Origin of the sequence: Zhenhengia yiwuensis, from assembly GCF_014384995.1 — a bacterium.
Lineage (GTDB): Bacteria > Bacillota > Clostridia > Lachnospirales > Cellulosilyticaceae > Zhenhengia > Zhenhengia yiwuensis.
In genome coordinates this window covers 13763-37581 of sequence record NZ_JACRSY010000017.1, presented here as the reverse complement: position 1 = coordinate 37581, position 23819 = coordinate 13763, and the positions used below count along the sequence as shown (strand labels likewise).

Genomic DNA, 23819 nt, shown 5'->3' with positions numbered 1-23819 from the left:
TTACTTAAGTAGTAGGTGCTTTTCTTATGCTCAAATTGAAGGAGGTGATGAGAGATGGCAAGTAAAATTAAAGGTATTGTAATTGAAATTGGTGGGAATGTAAAACCACTTGAAAGAGCATTAAATGATGTCAATAAAACAAGCCGAAACCTACAGTCAGAGCTTAGAGAAATTGAGAGTCTATTAAAACTAGATCCGGGGAATACAGAGCTACTCAGTCAAAAGATGAAACTTTTAGCTTCGCAGACAGAAAACACATCTGACAAATTGAAACAATTAGAAGATGCACAGGACCAGGTTAATAAACAGTTTGCTTCAGGTAAAATTAATGCTTCTCAATATAGAGCCTTTAACCGTGAGATTGAAAAAACAGCTATTGAACTAAGGAAGTTAGAGGAAACAGCTGAAGAAACACAGGAAGAAATTAATGATTTAGGTGTTGAAGCAGATCAATCCGAAGGTAAACTAAAGAAATTAGGGGCATCTGCTGGAAGTGTTGCTAAAAGTATTGGCAGCATGGCTGTTAAAGGAACAGCTACTGCTTTAGTAGGTATAAGTAGTGCAGTGGTAGGTATTGGTGTTATGGCTACAAAAGGAGCAGATGAAGCTAAACGTGCTCTCAACAGTTTACAAGTTCAAACTGGTGCAACTGCTGAAGAAATGAAAGGTCTAGAAGAAGGTTTGATGAACCTTTATGCGGATAATATGGGGGAAGACTTTCAGGACATTGCCGATAGTATGGCCCTCATTGTTCAGCAAACCAATATGACAGGTAAAGAACTAGAACTTGCGACGTCTCATGCTCTTCTTTTAAGAGATAGCTTTAATTTTGATGTATCAGAAAGTACACGAGCTGTGAATCAGATGATGAAGTCATTTGGAGTAACGGCAGAAGAAGCTTATACACTTATTGCCCAAGGTGCTCAAAAGGGACTGAATGCTAATGATGACTTGCTAGATACAATTAATGAATATAGTGTACATTTCCAGCAGTTAGGACTTGATGCTGAAGATATGTTTAACATGCTAGAAAATGGTTCAGAAACTGGAGCTTTTAGCATTGATAAATTAGGGGATGCTATTAAAGAGTTTGGTATAAGAGTAAAAGATAACAGTGATGGTACATTAGGAGCTTTTACAGAACTGGGACTTAATGCTACAGAGCTTACAAAGCACTTTAATGAAGGTGGAAGTGCAGCAGAAAGAGCATTTAAGCAAGTGGTTACTGCTCTTGAATCTTGTGATGATCAGGTATTACAAAATCAAGTAGGTGTGGCCCTGTTTGGTACTATGTGGGAGGATTTAGGTGTTGAAGCAATCGGAGCCTTAAGCTCTATAGAAGGGGAGTTTAGTCAGACAGCCAACACTTTACAAGAGATTAACAAGATTAAGTACAATGATTTAGGTAGTGCTATTCAAGGTATAGGAAGATTGCTTCAAATAAACTTACTTATTCCATTAGGAAATGACATTCTCCCAGTACTTAATGAATTTGCCAATGCTTTAAAGGTAGATTTTAATGATGAAGGCTTACAAAATTTTACTCAGTCATTAGATAAGTTTTTAAAGGATATGACACTAAAGCTTGCTAATAGTTTGCCTCAGGTAGTCACAATCATTAATAATGTTTTAAGTGGCCTACTTACTTCCTTAACGAAAGTAATACCAACAGCGTTACCTATTTTAATGGAAGGTGTTTATACCTTAATCAGTTCATTAATGACGATTATCCAAGAGAATATCCCAATGATTGCAGAAGTAGCAGGACAACTTATTACGAGTCTTGCTACTTTTATTTGTGAGTCATTACCTCAGTTAGCGACAGCAATGATTCAAATTGTAAGTACGCTGGCAACTACTCTAGCAGAGGAGCTACCAATACTTATACCAATTATGGTAGAGGGCATTCTTGGATTAGTCATGGGTATACTAGACAATCTTGATCAATTTATTGAAGCTGCTGTAGCTATTATTCTGGCATTAGTAGAAGGTGTATTAAACGCCTTACCTAAGTTGCTAGAACAGGCACCTATTATTGTAAGTAAATTAGCAGATGGATTGATTACAGCTATTCCTCTATTAGTAGATACAGCAGCACAGCTTATTGTAGGATTGATTACTTTCTTAATGAATAATTACCCCATTGTGATTCAATCAGCCATTGAAATAGTTGGTGCACTTGCAGGAGGGTTAATCCAAGCTATACCTCAGCTTCATCAGTCTGTTTTGGAGCTTATTGCAGCAATTAGGAATACTATCCTTAATACCAACTGGTTAGAAGTAGGAGGTAATCTTGTATCCGGTATTGCCAAAGGAATTCGTAATGGTGTAGGCATGGTAGTTAGTGCTGCAAAAAATATGGCTAAGAGTGTATGGAAGAGTATTACAAGTGTGTTTGATATGCATTCTCCGTCAAGGTTAGCCATTAGAGTGTTTCAGAAGGACTTTGTTGAAAATGGTATAGGTCAAGGGATTTTAAAAGGGATACCACAGGTGGTTAGAGATACTAAAAAGATGGGGCAAAGTATTACGCAAGCTATGGAGGTTGCACCACATTTAGAGATTTCTAATGAGCTCAGTCAGTTAGCCAGCCAATCCATAACAAATCATACACTTTCTACAACGTCTAACCAATTTACAGATGGAGATATTGTCATCCAAAACATGAACATTAATTCTCAAGAAAATGCCCAATACTTTGCAGAGTATCTTTATAGTTTAAAGAAAAATAGAAATCGAAGGATAGGAGTGATCACATGATAGAACTTTACAGAAAAACAGATTTACAAGTTCCATATGCTAAAGTTCCTATTAATCAAGGCCATATACAGGGTGAAAGAAATGGTTACTATACACTTTCATTCTCTGTACTAAAGAGTTACTTAAAAAGTAGGACAATAACTATTGATCACAATACTATCTTTAAAGTAGGTAATTTATACTATGGACAAGTAAGTGCAGGAAGTAAGGATCATCAAAAGATTGTCTCAGAGTTTACAGCTGAGCTTCTTCAAACACAGGTACTGATGTTCAAGTACCTAAAAGAACTTAAACTTCAAGATACAACACTAGAACATGTTTTAAGAACTCTTTTAGAAGGGACTATTTTCACAGTAGGAGTATGTGAGGATATAGGCCCTTTTAATTTTGAGATTAAAAATACCAATGCCCAAAATGCACTTACTAAGTTAATAGAACAAACAGGAACAGAGATAAAGTATGAAGGATTAAAGATGAGCATCAAGAAAAACCAGTGGGGACAGTCAGCTACAGTATTAACAAAAGGATTTGACTTTACTATGTTAAATGAAGACACAGATACTTCAGATGTTATTACAAAGCTTTATTTTCAGAATAGCAAAGGTGATTTATCTGGAACGATAACAAGTAAAAAGGCTAGCGACTATAATTTTATTAGAGAAGCCTATAAAGAATTTCAAGCAGAAACATTAGAGGATCTAACGGTTTTAGCAACAGATTACCTTCAAACAGTAGATAGCCCAAGAGTAAGTTTAAGTATTAGTATACCTAAAAGTAAAAATCTTGATTTACAACTATGTCAATTAGTCAGGATTCATAACACTGTACTAAATAAGCAACTGGATTATAAAGTGGTGACGTATACTAAGAGTCTAACAACTGGAGAAGATACTTATCAACTAGGAGAACGTAAAAGAGACTTTGCTGATATACAAGAGGTTATTACACAAGAAGTACAGAATGTTGCACCTGATATTATTGTAGAAGTAATAGAAAAAGAAGTCATTAGTGCTAAAACAGCCCATATTCTAAATGCATGGATAAGAGATCTTAATGTTGAATACTTAGAAACAAACTTTGATGCATTAGATATTAGAAAGCCAGCGCCATTAGAAAATATAAGAAATTGTATTCGAATACAGAATGAATGTATCGATTACGTAACTCAGGAACTAAGTCCTACTGAAGTAATAGATTACAAAAATAAAGATGGACAGCAAATTTACTACACAGCTATAAAGGAAAATCCTCAAGCTTATCAATTTTTTACACTTACTACACCTAAAAGTATTTATCCTGACTTAACTGACATACAAGTAGATGAATTTAAAGTCAAAGTGAGAAAGGTGCTAAATGAACAAGTTAAAGCTTCTTTTAAGTTTGATAGTACACTAGGGAATACGCTTTATCCTTCTATGGTATGGGGGGCTGGAACAGATGTCTCTGGTTCTACTCAAAATGGCAAAGGGTTTATTTATAAGGATTTAGATGGATTAGTTCTTAAGTATATTACAAGTATAGGTAAAAGTCATGAAATTAAGCTAGGTGAAAAAGGCATAGAAGGTTTACCTACTTTTGATTTTGGAAACATAGAATTACCAGCGGTGCCTGTTACTGGTATGGACTTCTTTAGTAATGGGTTTGTTGTTTATTACGGAAATCTACAGAAAGAATTTATATGGGTTAAGGATAGTGTAGGTAGGATTTTAAGTCTAACCGATAAAAATACAAATCAATCTATCAGTATTGGCTGGTACAATACTGAGGTTCCAGGAGAGATATAAAGATGCCAAATATAGATTTTCAAAATGGATTATTATGTGGACTATTTATAAATGGGTTATCCCTTGGAGGAAGCTCTGATGGCGAAGGGCTCCCAGATGGTAAGATTTTAACAGTAGTGAATTGTGACTACTATCGTGGAGACTGGGGGCATTGTGTAGCTTATCTTAATACGCATACTTTTGAAAGCGTGCTTAGTAGCGGTGTCTATTATGTACCTGACTCAGGTATTGTGGTTATAGGATCTTTTCAATTACAAGACTGGGATGATTGGTCAGATACACGACCTGAGGCTATATTGAAAATAACTGCAGATGGTGCAGTGATTTACGAAGGGGATATTTATGAATACTTTAAGGTGAGTCATTCTCAAACATTAGAAATTTCAAAAGCCTTTAGTTATAAAAGCTCTTTTTCAATAGAAGCCAAACGAACTAATCTAACAGACTCCATGGCACTAGAACTTTATCAGACATGTATTATTGGATTAAATGAAGGGGTGAAATAATGAAAGGGTTACTAGAAAATATTCAGATGATGTTTGCTACAGTGGGTTGTTTTTTAGGATGGTTCCTGGGAGGGGTGGATGGCTTTATGTATGCTTTAATTACCTTTATTGTATTAGACTACTTAACAGGATTAATGGTAGCAGTTCTAGAACAAAGACTTTCGAGTGAAGTAGGATTTAAGGGAATTTTTAAAAAGATACTCATCTTCATCTTAGTAGGCGCAGGACATATGATCGACTATCAAGTCATAGGCAATGGGAGTGCAATTCGCACGGCTGTTGTCTTTTTTTATATTGCTAATGAAGGGATTAGTATTATAGAAAATGCGGCAATTATAGGTGTTCCTATTCCACAGAAACTTCGAGATGTGTTAGAACAACTTAGAAATGAAGGTGATTCAGGTGGAAACGACCAGTAATATAGAAAAATATTTACAGTACTTACTATCAAATGAGGGTGAATTGCCTAAGCCAAGTAGTCGAGTAGATGAGTATTTACATTACTTAGCTTTAGGTGGTAATAAAGATGAATTACCTCTACCACAGTCACGACTCGATCTATACTTGTACTATTTATGTGAAAAAGGCTTAGGGGCGGAAGGTAACACACAAGTTGGGCCTATAGGCATAACTGTTAGTGAGATTAAGACTAAATTTCATTGGGAACCACCTGTACACTACTATTTGACTTCTATTATAGAAAAGAAAATTCCAAAAGTAGAAGGGATAATCCTTTCTACTATAATACAAAAAGAGAAGGAAGGGATTTAAAATGGCCTACCAATATGTATCTATGATTATTACGAGTACAGAAGCTTCCTATGCAATTGATCAGTTTGTAGAAAAAATAAAAGAAATAGTTCCTAATCTTACTGCTGAAGGCCCCTTTTACTATCAAGACGAACCTGAAACTTATCCTGAAGCAAAAACTTACATCCTCACCCACTCAGCAGATACTTCTTTTAAATTGGTTCTTTATAACTCATCTAGTACTGATACAGCAGGTAAGCCTTCATCAGGAACAGGATATTATAATAAAATAGCCGCAAGAGTCATAGCTGGAGAGGTATGTACTTCACTAGGTGAAATACATGTAGGAACAGATTTAAAAACAACATCATCAGTAGGTGCAACGAATAACATTATTTATATTACACTCTTAGCAGGAGTTGATTATTTATTATGGTATATAAGTTCAACTCCTCCATCTATTAATGTTCCATTGTATGTAGGTTATATACCTCTTTATGATGTAGATGGAAGTATTTATGCTTTATCCTATCCAGGCCTATATGGCTATTACAAAGGAAATTCTTCTGGAAGTTATTTTAATACCTTTAAGGATACCTTGTTAACATCCGGTGGTATATCACCAGGTAAGGCCGCTTATGGACTAAGTATAAAAAGACTCAATAGATATGTTTATCCTCAGATGGATATTACTCAAAATGGAACTCCAGAAAATTATAAGCCTACACTAACAAAAAATGTACAAATGTATATTGAGACGATATATGGTTCAAGTAGTAGTATGGCTAGTACTGATACAAACAGAGTAATCAGTACACATCTCAGAGGCAGAGAATGTATTTTAGCCATGGCTAAAGAACAGTCACCTACTTATCCGGAAGGTGGAATACTTACATTAGACGGAAAAGATTATTACATTTGTGATACTAGAAGCGTAGATTCATCTAAGGGTTTCTGTACCTATATATTATTTGAACTTTAAAGGGGGATAGAAATTATGCAAATCATAAAAAAATACTTAACGATCAACTCTTATTCAAGACCGGGAAACAAACTAAAATGTGTTAAGGGAATAGTCATTCATTGGGTAGGTAATGCTGCTTCTACAGCAGAAGCTAATCGTAATTATTTTGAAGGATTAAAATCAGGACAGAAAATGAGTAATGGGAGGTATAGATATGCCAGTTCACACTATATTGTGGGGCTGGAAGGAGAAATTATTTCATGTGTTCCAGAAGATGAGATAGCTTACCATGCAAGTCAAGTGAATGAAGATCATATAGGAATAGAGGTTTGTCATCCAGATTGGAATGGTAAGTTTAGCCCTGTAACATATCAAGCACTTATCACACTTATTATTGATATTTGTAATAGGTACAATCTTAATCCACTTAGAGATGTGATCAGACATTATGATGTAACAGGCAAGGATTGTCCCAGGTACTATGTCAAAAATATAGAGGCTTGGGAGCAGCTTAAGCAAGATGCAAATAAGAAACTTGTAAGTACTATTAAGATTATACTTAATAACGTTGAAAAGGAAGTAGAGACAGTCAATATAGATGGTTTTAACTTTGTAAAGCTTCGTGATCTAGCAGATGACAAGATTGAAGTAGGTTATGATAAGCAGGAGAAACTTCCTATTATAAAGGTGAAGTAGGACCTTGCTTTATAGGCCTAAAAGAGTGATGTATAGTAGTGACCATTTGATAGAAAGGAGCTAATTAAATGAAGGTAACAATCATTCAACCTAAAACTGAAAATAGTTTACTTAAAAAGAGAGTATGTGCCTATGCAAGAGTATCTTCATTAAGTAATAGCCAAGGTGAGTCGCTAGAAAATCAAATAACTTATTTTAAGAGTAAAATTAAATCAAATCCTGAATATGAGTTTGTAGATGTATTTGTAGATCATGGCATAACAGGAACTAAAGAAGATAGACCGGCTTTCCAAGAAATGCTAAAGCAATGCCAAGAAGGAAAGATAGACCTTATCTTAGTTAAATCAGTATCACGCTTTGCTAGAAACACACTTATTGTTTTAGAGCAGGTCAGAAAGTTAAAATCTATTGGTGTAGAAGTATATTTTGAAAATGAGAATATTTGGACTTTATCAAAGGATGGTGAGCTGATGCTTACTGTCCTTTCTGCATTTGCAGAAGAAGAAAGTAGAAGTGTCAGTGAAAATGTAAAATGGAGTATCCGCAAGAGATTTGAAAAAGGAGAAGGGATACTTAATACAAAACGTTTTTTGGGATATGACAAAGATATGTATGGTGATTTGATTATTAATGAAAAAGAAGCAGAAATCGTAAGAAGGATTTTTGAGGAGTACCTGAATGGTAAAGGGAGCCATGCTATAGCAAAATTATTGAATGCAGAAGGAGTACCAACAGTAGCAGGTGGAAAGTGGCATGACACGACAATCCTAGGCATATTAAAAAATGAAAAATATAAAGGAGATGCTTTGTTGCAAAAGACTTATACCCCTGACTATAGAACTAAAAAAAAGAAAAGAAATAACGGAAATGTAAATACCTATCTTGTTAGGGAAAGTCATTCACCTATCATATCGGATGATAGGTGGGAAGAGGTTCAAAAAGAATTACAAAGGCGAAGAAGGAGCATAGACTTAAAGAAAAATAAATATGCGCTATCAGGAAAACTTATATGTAGTAAATGTGGCAGTAAACTAAAGCGCAGAACATGGAACAGCGGTAAACCTTCTCAAAAGATAGTATGGCAATGTAGCACGTATATAAAAGAAGGAAAAAATGTCTGTGAAGGAACAGTTATAGATGATGCGCTTATAACAGCACTTAATATAGAAGAAGAAACAGTTATAAAGGAGTGGGTAGTGAATGGCGAGAAGCGTTACCTGTATACCAGCAAGGCAGACGATAGCAACTGAAGGGAATACAATAGAGATTCCTAAAAAAAGAGTAGCTGCATATTGTAGGGTATCAACAGATGAAGATGGACAGCTGTCAAGTTATCAAAATCAAGTACAATTCTATACGGAACATATCAAGAGCAATAGGGCCTATGAATTTGCAGGAGTTTATGCCGATGAAGGTATATCGGGAACAAATACTAAAAAGCGTGAGCAATTCAACAAGATGATACAAGATTGCAAGAATGGGAAAATCGACTTAATTATCACTAAGTCAATAAGCCGGTTTGCTAGGAACACCTTGGACTGTCTCCAATATGTAAGAGAGCTTAAAGAGATAGAAGTTGAGATATTCTTTGAAAAAGAACATATTTTTACACTTGATTCTAAGGGGGAAGTCCTATTAACAATTCTTAGTTCATTAGCACAAGATGAAAGTCGCTCGATTTCAGAAAATACAACATGGGGAGTTCGAAGAAGATTTGAACAAGGTAGAGTAACTGTTAATGAAAAGAAGTTTTTAGGCTATGACAAAGATGAAGAAGGAAACCTCATTATCAATAAGCAACAAGCAAAAATAGTGAGACGTATCTATACAGAGTATCTTAATGGGAAAGGGCCAACGCGTATAGCAAAGGAACTTGAACGTGATAGGGTAAAAGGAGTTACAGGAACCACTAAATGGTATGCAAGTACTATAGACAAAATACTTAGAAATGAGAAGTACAAAGGGGATGCACTGTTACAGAAAACTTATACAGTGGACTTTCTAACTAAAAAAAGAGTCAAGAATGATGAAGGAAAAGTCACTCAATACTATGTGCAAGAAAGTCATCCAGCTATTATAGAACATGAAATGTGGGAAGCAGTGCAGCTAGAAATTGAAAGAAGGAAGCAGTATGTAGAAAAACATAAGCTACAGAAGTATGATTACGGGTTAGAGGATACAGCTTTTGCAGGTCGTATTATATGTGGAGAGTGTGGAAGAGGCTATTATCGAAAAACATGGCATTCTAATAGCAAGCCTATAAAACTATGGCAGTGTGGGGCAAAGTATCAAGAAAAAGGAAAGATAGGGTGCACTAATAGTCATATTTATGCACAAAAGCTAAATGAAGTATTTATAAATGCCTTTAATGCACTGGTAGAGAATAAAGAAACTTGCTTAATGAAGTGGAAAGAAGAACTACAAGAAGTAGATGTACTCAAAGCATATAGGCTAAAGCAATTTATAGAATTAATAGCAGAAGCAGATAGGATTGAAGAGGTAGATAAAGAATTGGTGTTTAAAGTGCTGGATAAGGTAATGGTTATCGATAAAGGAAAGGTCATAGTAAATTTTTTGGATGGAACAGAATTAGAGTGTGCGATGGAGAGCTGATTAGGGGAGTTCCTTGGTTAGCTCTTTTTATATTTGCTACAATTTGTGGTATACTAAGGTCACTATAAATTGTACATAAGAGGATGAACGGTTATGGAAAGACTAAGAGGTGTAGTAGAACGAATTACCTATGCTAATGAAGAAACTGGATATAGTGTTATTAAGATAAAATGTAAGGGATACATGGACCTTGTAACTGTTGTAGGAAGCATGGCAACTGTTAATGTGGGTTCAGTTATTACTATAAAAGGGTTCTGGTCTAGTAACCCCAAATATGGAAGACAGTTTGATGCTAAGGAGTGGGAGGAAGCCCTACCAGCCAGTATATATGGTATTGAGAAGTATTTAGGTAGTGGTTTAATCAAAGGCATTGGTCCGGTTTATGCTAAGAAGATTGTACAGCTCTTTGGAGAGCAGACACTGGATATTATTGAAGAAGCGCCAGATCGTATTATCGAAGTACCGGGGATAGGTAAGAAGCGAGTAGAAAAGATTAAAAAGGCATGGCAAGATCAAAAAGAGATCAAGAATATTATGATCTTCTTACAGTCCAATGGTGTATCCACATCTTTCGGGAGTAGGATCTATAAGTTCTATGGAGATAAGAGTATAGAGGTCGTAAAGGAAAATCCATATAAGCTGGCAGATGACATCTATGGTATTGGATTTAAAACAGCAGATGGGCTTGCGGCTAAACTAGGTATAGAGAAAGACTCCTTCAAACGCTGTCGTGCAGGTATCTTCTATACTTTAAGTGAGCTCTCAGAAGAGGGGCATTGTTATGCAACATATGAACAACTTGTTACTAAGTGTGTTGAAATATTAGAAGTAGAAGAACCCAAGATTGTTATGAGCATCGATCACCTGGTAATTGAGAAGGAACTCATTAAAGAAGAACCTGATGTTGTGTATCTACCACCATTCTATTTTAGTGAAGCAGGTGTAGCGAAGCGCCTCAAGGAGATTATGTTTGGTGGGCGTGAAAAACAGGTGGTAGATAGTGAACAGGTTATTTCATTATTAGAGGGTAAAGAAAACATGACCTATGATGACATTCAACGTAATGCGATTAGGCAAGCTTCAAAATCTAAAGTGATGGTACTAACAGGTGGTCCAGGTACAGGAAAGACAACAACAACGCATGGAATCATCACACTCTTCAAGGAGTCAGGGATGGAGGTTGTACTTGCAGCACCTACAGGTAGAGCAGCTAAAAGGATGAGTGAAGCAACAGGAATGGAAGCCAAGACGATCCATAGACTACTAGAGTGTAAACCACCTGAAGGATATAAGAAGAATGAAGAAAATCCTATTGAGGGTGATGTACTGATTCTTGATGAGGCCTCTATGATTGATATTATCTTAATGTACAATCTCTTAAAGGCTATTCCTAATCATATGATTCTTGTCATTGTAGGGGATATTGATCAGTTACCTTCTGTTGGAGCTGGTAATGTACTTAGGGATATCATTGCATCAGGTGTTGTGCCTACTATTAAGTTGGAACGTATCTTTAGGCAAGCAATGGGAAGCAGGATCATAACTAATGCCCATAAAATTAATAAAGGAGAAAAACCTGACCTTAGAGGTGGGAAAGACAGTAATTTCTTCTTTATGGAGCAAGAAGACAATGAAGGGGTAATCCATACAATCGTTAACTTATGTACAAAGCGATTACCGACTTATTATAAGGTAGATCCTCTACGGGATATTCAAGTACTGACACCTATGCAACGTACTGAAACAGGTGCAGCTCACCTCAACACAGTTCTTCAAACTGCTTTAAATAAAAATACCCTATGCCTTAAGCGAGGTACGACAGAATATAGATTGCATGATAAGGTTATGCAGGTAAGAAATAACTATGATAAAGAGGTATTCAATGGTGATGTAGGTTTCATAACAGCGATAGATACTGAAGAAAAGACATTAAAGGTGAACTTTGATGATAGAGAAATTGAGTATGAAGTGTTAGAGTTAGATGAGCTTGTACTGGCCTATGCAACGACTATTCATAAAGCGCAGGGAAGCGAATATCCTATAGTGATCATGCCGATCAGCTTTAGTCATTTTATAATGTTGCAGCGTAATCTACTATACACCGGGATTACAAGAGCTAAAAAGGTTGTTGTGCTCGTTGGAAATAGAAATGCAGTCTATGTTTCTGTTAAGAATAATAATGTGAAGGATAGGAACACCAAGCTTTCAGAGAGAATACAGAAAATGATAAGAGAGATGTAATATAGGCATCTAGTAGCTTTGTAATGAAGTTACTAGATGCCTTTTTTATCATAAAAGTGCCATAGAGAAGTGAAAAGTATAAAAAGTATAATATACTTAAATTTAAATATAAGTATAGACAAAAAAATAAATTTGTGTATAATTTATTTTGATAAAAAAGTAGAAATATAGCATATAATTCATAATTTAAGTATAGATAGGAGTAAATGGTGTTTAAATGTGACAAGTGTGGTTGTTGTTGTATGAAAGTAGGTCAATCAGCAGTTTATGCGACATTAGACAGAGGAGATGGAGTTTGTATGTATTTTAATGATGAGCTGAGATTGTGTAATATATATGAAATTAGACCTACAATGTGTAATGTAGATAAAGTATACACAATTCTTTTCAAAAGTAAGATAGAAAAGGAAGAATATTATAAAATGAATCGTAAATATTGTGAACAATTTAAATCAGCACTATAAGGAAATAATCAGGATAGACTTATCATTATTAATTTTTAATATTTTATATGATACAGAAACAAGATTAATGCCTTCAGTATAGTAAGATTACATAAAAATAATATTGGATAGAGTTTGTAAATTAAAAGTAAGGGGGAACGATTATATGTTTAATTTCTTTAAAAGAAAGAAATCAAAAGACACAGAAAGAGATGAACAAGATAAAAGTGTGATAAAAGGAGCAACAGGGATAACGGCTACGCATTCTGCTAAAACATCAATAGATGAAGCATCAAAAACATTTGCTAAACCAGAAAAATATACAGGAAATCGAAATTTATATGATAGTGGGAAAGCAAAACAAGTAGCTAAAATGGAAGCATTTAAAGATGGTACAACAGTAATAGACCCATATACTGGGGATAAGCTTTATCTCCGCAAGTCAGATGCGGTATTAAAAGGTGGAAAAAGTGCCCTGAAAAATGTTGCAGAGAGTGATCATATAACACCAATTGAAAAAATTTTTAAAGATCATAAGAAAAATGCCTGGATAAGCAATGATGATATTAAAGATATTGCAAATAGCAGAGAAAATATAGAGGTAGTATCACGAAAATATAATAATGCTAAACGTAGTCGTACCAATGAGGAACTTGTAACAGATGATAAATACCTCAAAAAAACAGGAGTAACACTTTCAGAAGAAGGAAAAAGAAAAGCCATCCAAACTGGAAAAAAATCACAAGCTACAATAAAAAAACAAGTTAGGCAAACTGCTATTGGGAATATAATTAAGACAGGGCATCAAGCTGGAAGAAACGCAGCTCAAAATACAGGAACAATGGCTGTAACTATCTCAGGAATAAGAAATATAACATCTGTAATAAAGGGAGAAAAAAGTGTAGAAGAGGCACTAGAAGATACAGTTGTCGACACAGGAAAAGCAGCAGCTACCGGTTATCTAATGGGTGGTGGATTAACAACAATCTCTCATAGTTTATCATCTTCTTCATCTCAATTTTTACAGGCACTATCTAAATCAGACGTTCCAGGGAATATCATAACAGCAGTTATGGTTACTGGTGACACATTAAGACGCTATGGCAATGGTGAGATATCGACTCAAGAATGCCTAATTGAGTTAGGAGATAAAGGACTTAATGTTGCTACTGCTGGTTACTCAGCAGCAGTAGGACAAGCATTAATTCCTATTCCAGTTGTAGGGGCAGCAGTAGGAGCTCTGGTAGGTTCAACAATGACAAGTAAGTATTATAATGAGTTGATCATGAAACTTAAAACAAAGCAGCTAGAGCATGAGGAACGTATGAGAATAGCTGCTGAATGTGAGCAAGTTGCAAGGGAGGCACGAGCATATAGAGATGAACTTGAAGGTTATATGGAGAAATATTTTGCTGATTATAAAAATTGTTTTTCAGAATCACTTTCAGAGATTCACAACGCATTTCACGCAGGAGATGCAGATGCTGTTATAGCAGGTACAAATAAGATAACCCGAAAATTAGGTGGAAATATTTATTATGAAACAGTAAAAGAATTTGAAGACTATTTAGCTGATGATTCAGTTGATATATTGTAGAATATTAAGGAGGAATTATTATGCCAGTACCATTTATTCTGGGAGGATTAGCAGCAGCAGCAGGGATAATTGGAGTAGGAGGACATCTAAGTGCAAAAGAAACCAATGAAGAAGCAGAGCGAGTTGCTAATGATGCAAGAAAACTATATGATGATGCAAAGAATTCACTAGAACAAGCACAAAAACGAACAGAAGCATCGCTGCTTGATTTAGGATATGCAAAGAAAGATGTTTTAGAAGGATCAATGAATCAGTTTTTAATAGCTTTTAAACGTGTTAAAAATATAGAAATAAGAAATTCATCTGGGTTAAATGAATTATCCAAATTTATGATAGATGAGCAAGAGAGTTTACAGATAAAAGAGATGTCTGATATCTATCAGTCAACTTTTTCAAGTGGTGCGGCTGGTGCAGCTACTGGTGCAGTTATAGCCCTTGCTGCAAGTGGATCATTACCAGTTGTGACAGGAACGTTAGGAACAGCTGGTGCAGCACTGATGGCAGGAGAAGTAGGTATAGCAACAGGACTTGCAGGTTCAGCTCTATCATTTGGAGCAGCTATGACACCACTAGCGGCAATTGCAGCACCGGTTGTACTATTTACGGGTATTTCTTCAAGTATCAAAGCAGATGAAAATCTTGAAAAAGCACAGACAATGTATGCACAAGCAGATGCTGCAGCCGAAAAAATGAGAGTAGCAGAGTTAATATGTGTAGGAATTTCAGATAAAGCAGAGATGTTTGAAGAATTACTATTTGAACTGAATGAGATGTTTTCTAGGTGCACAATGTTATTGGACAGTGTAACACGTAAGAAAGCAGGAATAATTTCAAAAAGGGCAGACTTCAACAAGTTTAGTGAAGATGAAAAAAAGTTACTTGCCATAACCCGTTCACTTGCTGGAGCAGTAAAGGCAGTAATTGATACTCCTATTTTAGATGAAGATGGAGATATTTCAGAAGCAGCAGAAGAAACTTATCTAACTATATCTGAAGGATTAGAAAAATTTAATACACAGGTACAATATATTGAATCATATAACCTAAAAGCTAAGCCGATACAACAAAAGACAGTTAGAAAGGATAAGCCAAGGAGTTTATATAAATATAGAATATTTGATGCAGTAAGAAACATTTTTGCACCAGTGATAGCATTATTCTTTATGGTGATTGGGTTTGGTATATCCGGTGAGTCATTGTTGGTGGCTAATTTTACATTTACAATAAGTTTATTACTACTTATGAATACTCGAACAGAGTTTAAGATATTTAGATTTGTTAGAAATATAGCCTATCTGGCATTAATAGCTGAGTTTGGTATGGTTCTATATAAATATGCCCCAATTTGGACAAGTAGCAAATACTTTTGGATAGGGGATATCCTAGTACTATTTATAAGTGCATATATGTTAGAAATGAGCTATCCTAAAAACGACAGAAAAGCGAGTAATCTGAGAAAGCTATTTGGAAGAATAATGATGTGTGCTATGTTATTTAGCCTAGGTTTGCCAATATTTAAGATATCATGGGGGTGGATAGGATTATCTTTTAACACATCCATGATTGTATTAGAGATATTATTTGCAATATTTGCATTAGGAAGTATGTATAAAAACGAGCAATTAGATAATTAAGACTACAAAAATTAAATTGTTAGATTATGAAGAGGGTTGTTCTATAAAATTTAAGCATATACCCCCGGGGGTGCAATCACTATTATTTTGTTTTATAGTATTACCCCCTATACCTAATGGCATGTGGAAACAATTGCTTATTTAGTTAAAGAAAACTAGTATTTTCAATGGTTTTATAGACTTAAGATTGGATTAAAAGAATAGGTGGACAAATTCTAATTAAATAATTCCTCAAAGAAGTTGCATCAATACTTGTTGCAACTTCTTTTGTTAATATACCATTTTCGAAGTCAATATCATCAATAGTCAAAGCTCCCATCTCACTCTTTCTAAGTCCACAACCAATAGCTAAATAAAAAGCTGCTTTATGCAATAGATTAGTTTCAGTTGAATAATGTTGTAATAGAGTTTTAATTTCCTTGAGAGATAATAATTCCACATGATTAGTTTTAGGATCTTTTGGAAGTTCTTGTAGAAACTAATATTATAAGTCCAGTAGCATGGCAATTAGATAAGAGGAATATGAATAATGCACCATCTTTAATGAAGAAGATGGATAAGTATGTAGAGGATAGGCTTATTTTTTTATGATAAAATACTGACTTAATTAGAAATATATGATAAATTTAGAGTAAGAAAAAAATAGATGTGTTTGACTGAAATTATTGTTAGTATGCGAGGTGGAAGACAAATGCCATTCGTTAAAATAGATGAAAAAAATATTTATTATGAAGAATACGGCAAACATAATAAGAATACAATAGTTTATTTTCATGGTGGACCTGGTGAGAGCTGTCTTAGTTATACACACCAAGCTAAAGTTCTAGGGGAGAACTATCATGTTATTAGTTTTGACCAATATGGGGTTTTAAGGTCAGATGCTATCCCAGAAAATCAAGTGTTTGGAGTTAAAGACCATGCTCAATTGATTGAAAAAATGAGGAAAAAATTAGGGATTAATTCATGGACAGTGCTAGGACATTCATATGGAGGAATGCTTGCCTCTCACTATGTTCATACGTATTCTAAGCATGTGGATTCTGTAATTTATGACTGTCCTACATGGAATATAGCTCTTACATCTAAAACAGTTGCATCTTTTCTATTACCGTATTTTGAAAAGGTTGGGTGCGAAAAGGGCGTGAATATTTGTAATGACATCCTAAATGAAGAAATTACCAGTAAAGATGCATTTGATAAAGCAATAATGTTATCGAGAATGATGCAAGAAGATGAGGGGATAAGAATATATAGTCATGTAATTGATCCGCATGACTACCAACAATATAACATGAAATATATACCTCAAATCAATACTGATGCCACTAATTTGGGGAAGTTTGTAGTACATACACAAAAACTTATGGAACAGGGAGATTTCTATAAGAACTATCTTCCAAATTTAAAAGATATAAAGGTACCGTCATTATTGTTAGTTGGAAAATATGACTTAACTTGTGGTAAAGACCAACAGGATTACTTTTGTAAGTATTCACACAACGGATATATTGTCGAATTTCAAAATAGTGCACATTTATCATGGATTCAAGAACCCCAAGCCTATACGAAAGCAATTATCGATTTTTTAGATACAAAGATATAATGATTTCTATGTAACTCTATCTCAAATTAAGTATGGTACAAAATGAGCAAACATAATGCGAAATAAGCACCTTAGGATTTATTAGACTCATTGTAAATACAGTCTTGTATGGAACAAATAGTTATTTAACAAGTCAATAAAAATATCTTTTGGACTAGGACTTCGGTTCTAGCCTTCTTTTTTTCATGAAAAAAGAAGTAGACTAGGGAATCTACTTCTTAAGCCAAAGAAGCCTATAAATTTAGGGGAGTTGTAGGGCTCCTTCATAAATATTACCGCAACGGACAAGTAATATTTATGAATATATAATAAATATAAAAAACAAAAAAGTCAATATTTATACAATTATAATAAAAAATCATAGTTAATTTGAGACATTATATGGATATAAGTCTAATAAAGTGATATAATGTTTAATGTTGGGGATTAATCTAGTACCTTTTTTATTTTTGAATAGAATATATTTCATAAAGATTAGCTTTTACTCAGATAATAATTTTTATAGGTAAATATTATAAGATTTAGAAGAGATATTCTCACCAGCGAAGATTATCATATTAACCTTAAGAGGGATATTGATGAAGGATAATATTTCAGTTTATTAAAGGTTTGTTGCAACATAACCACAAGTTAAACAAATAGTTATTTCGAGGTAGGTTTTATGAACCTATCTCTTATTTTTTATCCAAATACTGATTTTGTAAAAAAAATATGATAAAGTTAGAGTGAAAAATATTTTATAGAATAATAGCTTATGGCGGTGAGATAGTAAAAAAGATTATAAAAGAAATAATAAGATTATGTTTAAGAGGTATTTTAGGATGGAATACGTATTCTTTACATAGCCTTAAAGAACGAAGTAAAAAGCAAGAGCCTATAGGTCTGAAAGAAGAAAGATAATGAAAAACGAGAAGTATCATTTTTTAGGTAAGATTGTAGCTTAATATTACTTTTTGTTTAAAGACCGATTAGAAATTTAACGTACTAAAATAGGTTCATATTTGAAAAAGGAGGTACGAGATGGAAAATAGAAAAATAGCAAATAAGTATGTACCAGAAGTAACAAGTAATCTTAGAAAAAACTTTGTAAGAATGCCGGAAGAAATAGCAGAGTGTAGTGGTATTCGTATATTTGGTAAGCGCATAAAGTCATTTATCTTTACAACAGATGTTGCTATCATAAAAAATACAAATGCAGATGCGGTTATTGCAGTTTATCCTTTTACACCACATCCAGCTATTACTCAAGCTATTTTGTCTGTTTCAGATATACCTGTTATATGTGGAGTAGGTGGCGGGCTTACACATGGTATTCGTTCAGCTAATATTGCACTACATGCCGAATTTCAAGGAGCTATAGGTGTGGTATTGAATGCCCCAACTCCTAATGAAACAATTACATACGTAAAGGAACATGTAGATATTCCAGTTATCATAACAGTCGTGAGTGAATTAACAGATATAGGAGAGAAGCTTAAAGCAGGTGCAGATATTATTAATGTAAGTGGAGGAGCAAACACTGTTCGTATAGTAGAAAAAATACGAAGGGAATATCCTGATATTCCTATCATTGCTACAGGTGGTCCGAATAAGGAAAGTATCTTACAAACTATTAGAGCTGGAGCAAATTGTATTACATATACGCCACCTACAAACTGCGAATTATTTAAAGAAAAAATGAAATTATACAGAGAAATTGAAAATAGTAAGTATTATAGGGGGTGTGAAAACAAGAATTAGATAATACCAAGCCTTAGAGCGAGTATGCTTTAGGGCTTTTTGTTATAGGTATCAGGAAATATATTTGATATATTCCCTAAAGAGAGGAAGAAACACAGCTAAAAAATAATTATAGATATTGCAGACTTTATAGTTCATACAGTTCAATAGAATAGTTATTAAAAAAGTAAATACAAATATTATTTTAGAGTAGGTAGAATATCTACTCTTTTTTAGTGACTAAAAGTGCTGTATTTTTCATTTGTTTTTGTAATTTAATCACAATGTTGTCCTACATACATAGTATATAAGTGTAGTATCGTTTTTAAAAAGGAGGTATCTATTAGGGAACGTAATAGTTGCAGAAGATAAATATAAATTTTTAGTACTTATAAAAAGTAGTAAATAGAATTGATTGTAGAAAGGTGGAGAGAATTGTATGAGTATGAATCCCTTTTTAGAGAAGCCCATGAATCTAAACTGTTCATTTAAGGATTGGAAGAGTATTTATCCTAAACCTTATAATAAATATGAGATAGATCCTTATACCAAGACACGTATTATACTTATGAATGGAACAGAATTTGAAGCAAATTGGTTTTCTCATCAATTTTCTAGGCATTGCCCCAATAATGATTTAAGACGTGAAATTGCCCTAACAAGAAGAATAGAGCAGCAACAGCAAAAGGTAATTAGTGTTTTAAAGCCAGCAAATGAAAGTATTCTTGAACATACAATTAGTTATGAGCAGCTAGCTGTTGATTTAACAGCAATATTAGCACAAAGAGAGCCAGATTGTTATGTAAAAGCAGCTCTTGATTTTGCATTATTAGAAGACTTTGATCACCTCTATCGTTACTCTGATTTATTAGAGATGGAATATGGGACAAAATCTGAGTATTTAGTTGGGCATTATACAGAGATTATGCCAGGTAGACCAACCATATCTGAACATCGTTATCCTATAGATAATATTAGAAGATTCGTAAATTTCGATACAGCAGATCCTATTACTAAACTTAATATATCTATTATTACAGCAGCTGAACAACAAACTATGAATTATTATATGAATATAGCAGGTTTTTATTGTTCTGATCTTGGAAGACAGCTTTATCAAGAAATTGGCTTAATTGAAGAACAGCATGTAAGCCAGTACGAGAGCTTAAAAGATACACGATTAACTTGGCTTGAGGACTTATTATTACATGAGTATACAGAGTGTTATTTATATTACTCTTGTTATGAAGATGAAACAGACTGCTACATTAAAAAGATTTGGGAAGAACATTTAGAACAAGAAATTGCTCATCTCCATAAAGCAGTACAACTTCTTGAACGATTTGAAGGAAAGTGTTGGCAAGAAGTTATTCCAAATGGATATTTCCCTAAACTTCTAAGATTAGGACCTAATAAGGAATATATAAGGGATGTCATTAGAAACACCGTGTATCTAACATCGGTAAAAGAGGACTATGCAGAGCCTTGTGAACTTTCTAGTGATGCATCATTCTTTAAATTCCAAGAAGCTTTAAATCATGATGTATGCAGTGTACCTAGCCATAAAACAATTGAAAAGATAATTGATGAGAATGGAGAAGATTATCGTTTTGAAATAGCACCTCATCCAATTAAAGAACTAAGCAATAGAACATGTGATAATGTATGTGTTGGAGTAGTATAAAGAAGTATGTGAATGAATAACAGTTTGCGTTCCAGCCAAATAGCATTCACGCGAATGTTCTGAAGCGCAGCCTTACTTTTTAATTGCCAATAAAGGCTAGGAATATCTTTACAGTTTAATAAAGATATTTCTAGCCTTTAGGTTTATAATATTTTATTGGAGTGGATTTAAATTTTCATTGGCACTCATACTTAAAATCATTTGTACAAGGAGTTCAATTTCATTTTCGATATCTTGAAGGTTGACAGCTTCACAAGGTGCGTGCATATAACGAAGTGGTAAGGAAACAAGTGCTACTGGAACACCTTTACCTGTTAATCTAATTCTGTCGGCATCTGTACCTGTGGATCTTGGAGTGAGTTCATACTGAAGTGGAATATTATGTACTTGAGCAGCTTTCTCTAATAGCTCATTGATTTTCTTACTAATAGGTGCACCTTTAGATAGGATAGGTCCTTTACCAAGAGATACACAGCCACATTCCTTTGGATTCATTTCTGGATGATCTGTTGCGAAAGAAACATCACAAGCAATACCCATAGTTGGATTAATATGACTTGCTGCAAAGTAAGCACCACCCATATTAGTCTCTTCATTTACTGTACTTACAGCATAAACTGCCACATTAGGATTCTGATCCGCAACTCTTCTAAGTACTTCGGCTACAATAAAAGCACCTGTGCGGTTATCTAAACCACGTCCTACCATAACATCATTAAGTAAATACTCATAGTTTGTATCGTAGATTACATAGTCACCCATAGAAACATACTCTTCAATTTCTTCTTTATTACGTGCCCCACAATCGATAAAGAGGTCCTGTACCTCCACCTTATCTTTAGGGCCCCCTTGATGTTCAGGTTTAACACCTACTATACCTTTTATAACGCCTTTTTTACCTAAAATTTTTACAGTCATACCTAGCGCTAGTTTAGGATTGATCCCACCTGCTTTGGTTACATACACATAACCATTTGAATCAATATAGCTTACCATATAAGCAATCTCATCGCAGTGTCCTGCAAGCATTACTTTAAAAGGTTTATCAGGATTAACAGATGCTATGACATTGCCCACTACATCTGTTTCAATTTTGTGAGCAAATGGTTCTACATATTGAATCCAGAGTTTTTGAAGTTCTACCTCATCGCCAGATGGTGAAGGTGTTTCAATTAATTGTTGTAAAAAATGTTTAGATTCTGGTCTCATTTTATCCTCCTAAATATAATAATATCTTTATCATATCATATTTACTTTCTTTGCATAGAGTCTATTAAGAAAAATGAGTATGACAGAAAATACCTTAGACTTCTATAAATAATAAATTTTAAAAGGCTAGATACTAAATATGGAGTATTTTTAAAGGAGGTTTATAAAATGGCGAAAGAAACTGGATTTGCAAGCTTTACAACAGATGCAGCAAAAAATCATATACAAGAGCAGCAAAGACAAGCTGGAGATCCTTTTGCAGGTGTGCAAAGACACAAAGATAAACAAAAAGCTATGAATAAAAATAATTAATCGAGAAGCGAGTGATTGTTTTATGAATAATAATAAAAATAGAATGAAAGATAGAGATAAAAGCAATGCAACAATGCGAAAGATAGACCCTAGTCGTTATGCAGATAAAGGGATTATCAATGGTGAAAAAATTGGTGTACATGATGGTAAACATGAAAAAAGCAATTAAATATTAGTTTTTAAAATGAAGAGGAATAGGATTAAAAGTACCTAGTCCTCTTTATTTCTATACATCAAATACTCATTAAATAATGACCATTTACTTTACTTAGAACAACTTTTAGCAAATAACGCGTATGCAATACCTTTAATTTATGTTATGCTATGCTATAGACAAAAATAGCATTAAGGAGATAGATAATGATTGAATTAGGTAAAATTCAAGTGCTAGAAGTGGTGCGTGAGAGCGACTTCGGTGTATATTTAAACTCAAAAGAAGAAAAAAGTGAAAATGATATTTTACTTCCTAATAAACAATTTCCAGAAGGTACAAAAGTAGGGGATGAACTAGAAGTATTTATCTATAGAGATACAGCAGATAGACTTATTGCCACAACTATTATGCCAAAACTTACACTTGGCAAAGTAGCAGAGCTAGAAGTTGTAGAACTGACACATATTGGGGCGTTCTTAGACTGGGGGCTTCAAAAAGACTTATTCTTACCTTTTAAACAACAAGTTGGTAAGCTTCAAAAAGGTGATAAAGTTATTGTAGGTCTTTATATTGATAAAAGTGACCGTTTATGTGCAACAATGAAAGTATATGATGTACTAAGCTGTAAATCACCTTATAAACAAAACCAAAGTGCTAAAGGACTTATCTATAGTATAAAAAAAGAACTTGGCCTATTAGTTGCTGTAGACTATACTTACCATGGTTTAATTCCTTCAAAAGAAGTATTTGGGCGTTACCAAGTAGGTGATGTAGTAGAGATACGTATTAAAAAGATTAGACCAGATGGTAAATTAGAGCTTAGTATGCGTAAACAAGCTTATCAGCAAATAGAAGATGATGCACAAAAACTTATGCGAATACTAGAAGAAAGAGATGGTATACTTCCTCTTAATGATAAAAGTACTCCAGAACGTATTAAAGCAGAACTCAATATGAGCAAAGCTTCTTTTAAAAGAGCAGTAGGGCGTCTCCTTAAAGAAGGTGCTATTATGTTTGTAGATAATGGTATTAAAAGAAATTGGTAAAATAAATAAAAAGAGTTTCCTATTATATGAATTATGGAAACTCTTTTTGTTTGAAATTTGCATTTTACTGTGGTATAAAAATAATAGATATTATTTCAAGAAAA

21 protein-coding genes are annotated in these 23819 nt (G+C 34.0%); 19 read left to right on the top strand and 2 right to left on the bottom strand.

Features of this window, described 5'->3' with window-relative positions; translation table 11 throughout:
* The first annotated feature begins 54 nt into the window (after positions 1-54).
* The 13 genes from H8718_RS11495 to H8718_RS11435 all read left to right on the top strand — a co-directional run bounded on the left by H8718_RS11495 (position 55) and on the right by H8718_RS11435 (position 15988).
* A complete protein-coding gene (locus H8718_RS11495) occupies positions 55-2760 on the top strand; it encodes a phage tail tape measure protein (protein WP_249333011.1) in 2706 nt (901 codons plus the stop codon).
* Entirely contained in the window at positions 2757-4544 is a 1788-nt protein-coding gene (locus H8718_RS11490) for a phage tail protein (protein WP_249333010.1), read from the top strand. The genes H8718_RS11495 and H8718_RS11490 overlap by 4 nt, the downstream gene beginning before the upstream one ends.
* Before the next feature lie 2 nt (positions 4545-4546).
* On the top strand, positions 4547-5050 hold the full coding sequence (locus tag H8718_RS11485; protein ID WP_249333009.1) for a hypothetical protein: 504 nt from the start codon (positions 4547-4549) through the stop codon (positions 5048-5050).
* On the top strand, positions 5050-5469 hold the full coding sequence (locus H8718_RS11480) for a phage holin family protein (RefSeq protein ID WP_249333008.1): 420 nt from the start codon (positions 5050-5052) through the stop codon (positions 5467-5469). Before H8718_RS11485 ends, H8718_RS11480 begins: the two co-directional genes overlap by 1 nt.
* Positions 5453-5821: a hypothetical protein gene (locus H8718_RS11475; RefSeq protein ID WP_249333007.1), complete on the top strand. Its 369-nt coding sequence runs from the start codon at positions 5453-5455 to the stop codon at positions 5819-5821. The genes H8718_RS11480 and H8718_RS11475 overlap by 17 nt, the downstream gene beginning before the upstream one ends.
* A 1-nt stretch (position 5822) precedes the next feature.
* Entirely contained in the window at positions 5823-6782 is a 960-nt protein-coding gene (locus H8718_RS11470) for a hypothetical protein (RefSeq protein WP_249333006.1), read from the top strand.
* Positions 6783-6797: 15 nt separating this feature from the next.
* Positions 6798-7460 carry a peptidoglycan recognition protein family protein gene (locus H8718_RS11465; protein ID WP_249333005.1) on the top strand — a complete coding sequence of 221 codons (663 nt, stop codon included), beginning with the start codon at positions 6798-6800 and terminating at the stop codon, positions 7458-7460.
* A 68-nt stretch (positions 7461-7528) separates the two neighbouring features.
* Positions 7529-8710 (top strand): recombinase family protein, encoded by a 1182-nt coding sequence (locus H8718_RS11460; RefSeq protein ID WP_330597670.1) that lies wholly within the window; start codon positions 7529-7531, stop codon positions 8708-8710.
* Complete coding sequence (locus H8718_RS11455) at positions 8661-10073, top strand: recombinase family protein (protein WP_330597669.1); 1413 nt, start codon at positions 8661-8663, stop codon at positions 10071-10073. Before H8718_RS11460 ends, H8718_RS11455 begins: the two co-directional genes overlap by 50 nt.
* A 93-nt stretch (positions 10074-10166) precedes the next feature.
* Complete coding sequence (gene recD2, locus H8718_RS11450) at positions 10167-12314, top strand: SF1B family DNA helicase RecD2 (RefSeq protein WP_249333004.1); 2148 nt, start codon at positions 10167-10169, stop codon at positions 12312-12314.
* 209 nt (positions 12315-12523) lie between these two features.
* Positions 12524-12778: a CxxCxxCC domain-containing protein gene (locus tag H8718_RS11445; protein ID WP_249333003.1), complete on the top strand. Its 255-nt coding sequence runs from the start codon at positions 12524-12526 to the stop codon at positions 12776-12778.
* Positions 12779-12923: 145 nt separating this feature from the next.
* Positions 12924-14354, top strand: a complete 1431-nt coding sequence (locus tag H8718_RS11440) for a hypothetical protein (RefSeq protein ID WP_249333002.1) — start codon at positions 12924-12926, stop codon at positions 14352-14354.
* A 20-nt stretch (positions 14355-14374) separates the two neighbouring features.
* Complete coding sequence (locus tag H8718_RS11435; RefSeq protein WP_249333001.1) at positions 14375-15988, top strand: hypothetical protein; 1614 nt, start codon at positions 14375-14377, stop codon at positions 15986-15988.
* Between the two features lie 181 nt (positions 15989-16169).
* Here H8718_RS11435 and H8718_RS20595 read toward each other — a convergent pair whose 3' ends face one another.
* A complete protein-coding gene (locus H8718_RS20595; RefSeq protein ID WP_330597668.1) occupies positions 16170-16427 on the bottom strand; it encodes a tyrosine-type recombinase/integrase in 258 nt (85 codons plus the stop codon).
* A 252-nt stretch (positions 16428-16679) separates the two neighbouring features.
* Here H8718_RS20595 and H8718_RS11425 point away from each other — a divergent pair, with 252 nt between their 5' ends.
* From H8718_RS11425 to H8718_RS11415, 3 genes are all read left to right on the top strand, one after another.
* Positions 16680-17591, top strand: coding sequence for an alpha/beta fold hydrolase (locus tag H8718_RS11425; RefSeq protein WP_249332999.1), 912 nt, complete (start codon positions 16680-16682; stop codon positions 17589-17591).
* 1020 nt (positions 17592-18611) lie between these two features.
* A complete protein-coding gene (locus tag H8718_RS11420) occupies positions 18612-19331 on the top strand; it encodes a beta/alpha barrel domain-containing protein (protein ID WP_249332998.1) in 720 nt (239 codons plus the stop codon).
* A gap of 418 nt (positions 19332-19749) precedes the next feature.
* Positions 19750-20994 (top strand): hypothetical protein, encoded by a 1245-nt coding sequence (locus H8718_RS11415; RefSeq protein ID WP_330597666.1) that lies wholly within the window; start codon positions 19750-19752, stop codon positions 20992-20994.
* Between the two features lie 153 nt (positions 20995-21147).
* Here H8718_RS11415 and H8718_RS11410 read toward each other — a convergent pair whose 3' ends face one another.
* On the bottom strand, positions 21148-22203 hold the full coding sequence (locus tag H8718_RS11410) for a M20/M25/M40 family metallo-hydrolase (protein ID WP_249332997.1): 1056 nt from the start codon (positions 22201-22203) through the stop codon (positions 21148-21150).
* Between the two features lie 168 nt (positions 22204-22371).
* On the opposite strand from H8718_RS11410, the gene H8718_RS11405 reads away from it, so the two are divergent.
* From H8718_RS11405 to H8718_RS11395, 3 genes are all read left to right on the top strand, one after another.
* Entirely contained in the window at positions 22372-22515 is a 144-nt protein-coding gene (locus tag H8718_RS11405; protein ID WP_249332996.1) for a hypothetical protein, read from the top strand.
* 22 nt (positions 22516-22537) lie between these two features.
* Positions 22538-22684 (top strand): hypothetical protein, encoded by a 147-nt coding sequence (locus H8718_RS11400; RefSeq protein ID WP_249332995.1) that lies wholly within the window; start codon positions 22538-22540, stop codon positions 22682-22684.
* A 191-nt stretch (positions 22685-22875) separates the two neighbouring features.
* Complete coding sequence (locus tag H8718_RS11395) at positions 22876-23715, top strand: CvfB family protein (RefSeq protein ID WP_249332994.1); 840 nt, start codon at positions 22876-22878, stop codon at positions 23713-23715.
* The last annotated feature ends 104 nt before the right edge of the window (positions 23716-23819 follow it).